Source organism: Streptococcus oralis, assembly GCF_001578945.1.
GTDB lineage: Bacteria > Bacillota > Bacilli > Lactobacillales > Streptococcaceae > Streptococcus > Streptococcus oralis_Q.
On record NZ_KQ969556.1, the window covers coordinates 4,867 to 8,657 of the forward strand.

Consider the following 3,791-nt stretch of genomic DNA (forward strand, 5'->3'; position numbering starts at 1 on the left):
CAACAAGAAAGCCACATCATGAGGGTGAAAGTTGACGGCAAGAGATAGGATGTTTTTTGTAAATAGCAGAGCAGATAAACAAGCGAAAATATAGAATTTTCAAGGTACTAGAAGAAAAATGTTCTTGTTCTATTATACCACAATATCAAAATAGCCCTCTTCCTATAGGAACAAAGCTATATTTTGGTATCATGAATTTAGACTTATAGCCACACAGATTTAGCTTACGATAGGAAAATGGCTGAAAAACGAGGAGCCTCTTTAATGTCAAAGCAGCTCCTCGTTTTTGATTTTTATAAAGTATGGTAATACTTTTTGATAATATCTATACTCTCCTAGTATTAACCTTGCATCACTAAGTAAAGTCGATAAAGAATCCCCCAAATTTATAAACAAATATAATTTTTGGAAGCAGTAAATTATCAGATGGAATTGATTTACTCCTTCAATACTCCTACTTTTATATCTGTATAGAATTTCTCATCAATTGTTGTGGTAAAAAAGAAGGGAGGGGTCAACTCACAATGTCCCTGATAATAGATGTAACCAGCCAAGAAGCTTATTCCCTCTTTCACTGACTCATCATCTGGTTCCAAAATTCTAGTTGAAACAGTATTTAAAACTTGAAACAGACTGTGATACAAAAAGTCTTTCGGCAAAGCATCTTCAATACACTCTTCTTCTACTGGGATAAACAGTTCCATCAACACATCTTGATTTTCTTCTAACTTAGAATTAATCGTATAAAAGAAAGGTCCCCGAAGCGTATATCCTGCTTTTCTTACTTCGTCTAAAAAAGCGTTATAAGTATCCGCCATCTCTTCTGGAGATACTGTGTAATACCTTGAGATAACATTTCTATATTGTATATCTTGGTATTCTCCCACGTTTTTAAATAGCATCTGAAATCTCCTTAACTGGGATATTAATTTCAACAAAGTGCTGTCCAAATATTGGCAATATCGCTAGAAAAACGGTATCTCCTTGCATTTCCAACCCCTCATCTTGAATATATTGCTTCATTTCTTCAATTTTTGGAAGGAGATGTTCATCAAATGGAGTTACATCAGAGACACACTGCTTAATTGTAAAATGTTCTAGATATTGGAATTCATCATTTCCTTCAATTGGAATGTTTGTCGGAATATAGACCTTAAACAAGGCTTCTCCCGGCTTCCCAAAAGTGCTCAAACAAGTTTCAATCGTCGTCGGACCATTTTTATAAACCCCAGTTTCAAATAATAACTTTTCACACTCTTCAATCAAATCTGGAAAAGAATCCATAGGAACTTTTTTCTCTGTATAAGCAATATTGCTGATATCTATTCTAATTAATTTCATTTTATTTCTCCTTTGTAAATAAAGTTATTGGTGCTTTTCTTTTTCCAACCGGTAAATACTCGTGCATACTCAAGCCAATAGAAGGGAAGACAGGCTATGCTCGCTGCAACAAGGGAAGTAACTATATATATTCCTGGCAACATAAATAAACGTGCTATGATTACTACAATTGCTGAAATCAATAGGCAAATAACAGAAGGAAGAAACAAAAGATTCTTCCTATACTCACCATGTGGTAATTCCTTAGCTTTAGGAACAATTAATAACTGATAAACAAAGATGAGTAGTTGAAAAATAAGACTCAGGCCAATCAATACCATGAAGACAGACCAGTAATTCTTCCCCCAAAATATAGATCCCCAGAAGAGAAACTCAAGATGAGAAATTAAAATAGAACTAGCTGGAATCAATTGCAATAATTTTGATTTGGAAAACCTTTGGAATAGCAAGAACATGGACAATAAAGCTACTGCATGATAAATAGTAATGTAAAAGATAATCATACTCACATCATGCGTCTCACCTTTTATAAAAATAGATACTATAAATATTAGTAAAGTAAAAACAACCTCCATTGCAAAAGCCCTTATATAATCAAAATGCTTTATAGGACTAGTATCCACAACTGCCATATTCAAAAATTCATAATATCTTTCTTTCATCTTATCCTCCTAGCATGAGCTGTGCTATTACTAGCCATTCTAATTAATTTTATTTTATTTCTCCTCTAAAAATAATGTTATTAGTGCTTTTCTTTCTCCAACCTGTGAATACTTGAGTATAGCCGAGAATAAAGAACGAATTCCATGAAATACTCATCCCTACTAAACCGATAATAATATAGATTCCAGATAACATAAACAATCGTGTTATGACTACTATTGCTGCTGACGTTATTGTTACAATAAGAGCTGGCAAGTGTAAGATATTCTTCTTATGCTCATTATCTGGCATTTGTTTTACCTTTGAAACAATTGATATTTGATAAAAAAAGTTTATCACTTGAAAAGTAAAGCTCAATCCAATGAAAAGAAAGAATATCAATAAATACTGTTCCCCAAAGAATATAGAGCTCAAAAAAAGAAACTCAAAATGAAGAAAAAGATACGAAGTCGTCGGAACTGATTGTAATAATTTTGAAGCGGAAAATTTTTGAAACAACAGAAATGCAAGCAGTACTATTATCATATGGGCAATGGTAACACGAATCAAAAATATGCTAAGATTATGCATTTGATTCTTAGTAAATATAGAAACAAGCAGTGTTACTGAAGTAAATAGAAATTCGATTAAAAATGTAAGATAAAAATGTAAATTTCTCACTGGTATAGGACGAGTCATCAGTATATTCAAAAATTCATAATACTTTTCTTTCATCTTATCCTCCTACAATTCCTGCCCACCATTTTTTAAGACCTTTAGAAAATCCGGTATGTTTATCTAGTTCATTTAACCCCCAACTAATACCTCCGCCTATAAGAAGTGCACTACCAGCTACTACAGCAACTGGTAATGTAAAAGGAGTCGTTGCTGCCACTAATGTGGCTATCCCTGCAGCTGTCACAACACCACCGATACTAGATGTAGCGCTTATTCCTACATTCTTAACAGTGTCAATCGTAACACCTCCAAATTGAGTAGCTATATACTTTTCACTTCCAACTGTCATATTTTTGCTAACAGCAATATCATGTGTTTCTCCCATTCCGTCTACAATATCTACAGCAGAAAATACCACATTTGCAATCGCCATACCTTTACCCAATTTGCCCATATTCTTAAAGCTATCCGATAACTTAATTCCTTCAGTAGGATGTATTGAAAATATGTTTGACAAACCAGCTGTTGCTGAGGAAAGCGCTCCGTCTTTTCCAGCCTTTATGATACTAGGACGGAAAGGAGACATCATATCCTCGTACTGACCTCGAATATTTGTTCCCTTATTTGTAGTAATTTTACTGTAATTGTAATTTCGGTTTACACTATTACGACTGTAAAATTTATCATAGCCTAACAATTTATCTAGCTTTTGCCCAATAAGTGTTGTACCATGATGAAATATTAGATTTCCTTTATTATCTTTGGAAATTCGAGATCCCAAATACAAAACATTAGCAACATCTAAAACAGTTGTAGTTTTATTATATAATTCGCTAACTTTGCTATATGGAGAGTCATTAATTAACCTTAATAGTTCTGGCTTTGCCAATTCTGTCGGATAACGTTTGCCATACTCTGCAATTGCCTTTATATCATTCTCATCTAATTCGGTTTCATTTTTAATTTTATCTAAAACATTTTGGTAATTTTGAATTACCTCAGAACGTTTATTCCACTCACTATTAATATTATTAGTCCAAGGAGCTTGTCCCTCTATTTTAAAAGTTCCATCAAACTTTCCAAAGTCACCTGTAACTTGTTCGAAACCTTGAAAAACTAAGCTCTGTAAA

General features: G+C 33.3%; 5 protein-coding genes. All 5 read right to left on the reverse strand.

All coding sequences use genetic code 11. From position 1 onward, the window contains the following. Positions 1–437 precede the first annotated feature (437 nt). On the reverse strand, positions 438–902 hold the full coding sequence (locus tag SORDD16_RS08915; RefSeq protein ID WP_061422002.1) for a DUF5085 family protein: 465 nt from the start codon (positions 900–902) through the stop codon (positions 438–440). Continuing rightward, positions 892–1,341 carry a hypothetical protein gene (locus SORDD16_RS08920; RefSeq protein ID WP_061422001.1) on the reverse strand — a complete coding sequence of 150 codons (450 nt, stop codon included), beginning with the start codon at positions 1,339–1,341 and terminating at the stop codon, positions 892–894. The genes SORDD16_RS08915 and SORDD16_RS08920 overlap by 11 nt, the downstream gene beginning before the upstream one ends. Then, on the reverse strand, positions 1,338–2,003 hold the full coding sequence (locus tag SORDD16_RS08925; protein ID WP_061422000.1) for a hypothetical protein: 666 nt from the start codon (positions 2,001–2,003) through the stop codon (positions 1,338–1,340). The genes SORDD16_RS08920 and SORDD16_RS08925 overlap by 4 nt, the downstream gene beginning before the upstream one ends. Before the next feature lie 49 nt (positions 2,004–2,052). Then, positions 2,053–2,718: a hypothetical protein gene (locus tag SORDD16_RS08930; protein ID WP_061421999.1), complete on the reverse strand. Its 666-nt coding sequence runs from the start codon at positions 2,716–2,718 to the stop codon at positions 2,053–2,055. Position 2,719: 1 nt separating this feature from the next. After that, positions 2,720–3,791: hypothetical protein (locus tag SORDD16_RS08935; RefSeq protein ID WP_061453178.1), on the reverse strand; the 1,072-nt coding region annotated here is incomplete at its 5' end.

Excerpts from the sequence above, each read along its gene's own strand:
- SORDD16_RS08915 (WP_061422002.1), bottom strand. The coding sequence starts at position 902 with ATGCTATTTAAAAACGTGGGAGAATACCAAGATATACAATATAGAAAT.
- SORDD16_RS08920 (WP_061422001.1), bottom strand. The coding sequence starts at position 1,341 with ATGAAATTAATTAGAATAGATATCAGCAATATTGCTTATACAGAGAAA.
- SORDD16_RS08925 (WP_061422000.1), bottom strand. The coding sequence starts at position 2,003 with ATGAAAGAAAGATATTATGAATTTTTGAATATGGCAGTTGTGGATACT.
- SORDD16_RS08930 (WP_061421999.1), bottom strand. The coding sequence starts at position 2,718 with ATGAAAGAAAAGTATTATGAATTTTTGAATATACTGATGACTCGTCCT.